Here is a 2,361-nt window from a genome sequence, read left to right as displayed (position 1 = left end):
TGAGAGTTCACATGATGCGATTAATGGTAGTCAGATCAACACGATTTCTCAGAATGTAGCTAAATTCCTTGGTGGCGATGCGGCATTTAAAGACGGTAGCTTTACCAACCCTACTTATAACTTATCTCGCGTTTCTGAAGATGGTGAGGTAACACAAAAAGCCTTTACCAATGTTGGTTTAGCATTTGAAGGACTTGATGCAAATATCAAAAATGTGAATCAGCGTATTAAGGAAGTCTCGGAAGGAGTTGCACAAGATTCTTTATCATGGAGCGAGGGTGAAAAATCCTTTGTAGCCTTGCATGGAGGAAAAGACGGTGCAAAGACAAATAGCAAGATTAAGTTCCTTGCGGCAGGAGATATTACGAAAGAATCTACAGATGCAGTAAATGGCTCCCAACTTTATTCCTTAGGAAAAGATCTTGCATCGTACTTAAATGGTGATGCTAAGTATGAGAAAGATCAATGGTTGTTGCCTAGATTTAAAGTTACACACCTTAAAGAAGATGGCACATCAGAAGAAGCTGAGTACGATAGTGTTTCAGAAGCTCTTTCAGGTGTTGGTAATTCTTTCACGAATGTGGTTAAAGACTTTAATGACAAAGTCACGAATATCACAGAATCTGTCCAAGGCGATGCACTGTTGTGGAATAAGGACGCAGAGGCATTTGTAGCCAAGCATGGGTACAAGGAAAGCAAGACGAACAGCAAGATAACGTCGCTTGCAAATGGGGATATCACTAAAGANGCAGAGGCATTTGTAGCCAAGCATGGGTACAAGGAAAGCAAGACGAACAGCAAGATAACGTCGCTTGCAAATGGGGATATCACTAAAGACTCAAGCGATGCTGTAGCAGGAAATCAGCTATATGCTCTAGGTAACAGTGTTGCGCAGTCTTTAGGTGGTGATGCTAGTTATGCAGGTGGCGCTTGGACGGCTCCAAGTTTCAAAGTTAAGATCGTCAAAGAAGATGGCAGTGCTGTTGAAGAACAAAGTTATGATGATGTTGCTAAAGCATTTGCTGGTGTAGGGAATTCATTCACGAATATTCACAAAGAGCTTAAGAATGAGATTAACCAAGTTGTGGGAGATAGTCTTGTTAAACAAGATGAAAAGACACATGCTATTAGTGTAGGGGGTGAAAAGAGTGGTACAGAAGTTAAGCTTTCGAATATTGATGGTGCCGCACGGACTCTTTCCGGTGTGAAATCAGGAATGCTTTCGGAAGCATCGAGTGATGCGGTCAATGGTTCTCAGCTTTTTGATACGAATAAGACTGTTGCAACTTATTTAGGTGGTGGCGCTGAATATAAAGAAGGTCAATGGAATGCTCCAAGCTTTAAAGTTAAGATCGTCAAAGATGATGGCAGTGCTGTTGAAGAGCAAAGTTATGATGATGTTGCCAAAGCGTTTGCTGGTGTAGGGGCTTCATTCACGAATATTCACAAAGAGCTTCAGAGTGAGATTAATAAAGTTGTAGGAGATAGTCTTGTTAAGCAGGATGATGCTACGAAGGTAATCAAGATAGGTGGTGAAAAAGAGGGTAGTGCAATCACAATTTCAAACATGAATGGTGATGCACGTAGTCTCTCTGGCGTGAAAGCTGGAACACTTTCTGAAGGCTCGACGGAAGCAGTGAATGGTTCTCAGCTTTATTCCTTGAATCAGACGCTGGCGACTTATTTTGGTGGTGGAGCTCACTATGAAGATGGTCAATGGGTAGCACCTACTTTCAAAGTTACGACATTTAATGATGATGGTAGTTCAGAAGAGCATAGCTACCCTAATATTGCGGAAGCGTTTGCTGGTGTAAGCAATTCATTTACAAAGCTTCATAATGAGATTTCAGACAATATTGAGCAGAATGCGTTGTTGTGGAGTGATGAAGATGGTGCGTTTGTAGCGCTTCATGGGAAGGGAGATAAAAGAAGTAAGAGCAAACTGAAGTCAGTTTTAGATGGCGATATTTCTGAAGGTTCGACAGAGGCGATTACGGGCAATCAGCTTTATTCCTTGCATCAGACGCTAGCGATGTATTTAGGAGGAGGAGCTAGCTATGAAGGTGGCGAATGGAGGGCTCCGGAATTCAAGGTTTCACAATTCAATTCTGATGGTAGTTCGTCAGAAAAGAAGATCTATCATGATGTAGCAGGAGCTTTTGATGGTGTCAGTGATGGTATGACGAGTATCAACGAGCGTATTCATGATGTTGAGAAGAATGTGGCGAGTAATGGTTTGAATTGGAATGAAGAAGAAGGCGCGTATGATGCGAAGCATGATGGTAAGTCGAGTAAGATTACGAATGTATTGGATGGTAAGATAGAAGAAGGCTCGCAAGAAGTTGTTAATGGTGGTCAGCT

At 41.9% G+C, this 2,361-nt stretch carries 1 pseudogene; it reads left to right on the top strand.

Annotation, left to right across the window (positions count from 1 at the left end):
- Window positions 1-2,361 (top strand): annotated as a pseudogene (locus ACFIMG_RS05530) (hypothetical protein); the annotation flags it as partial.

This window comes from Bartonella sp. AP11XZML, from assembly GCF_042196445.1.
Classification (GTDB): domain Bacteria; phylum Pseudomonadota; class Alphaproteobacteria; order Rhizobiales; family Rhizobiaceae; genus Bartonella.
Note: the sequence above shows the minus strand (reverse complement) of the source record. Positions and strands in the feature narration are given on the sequence as shown.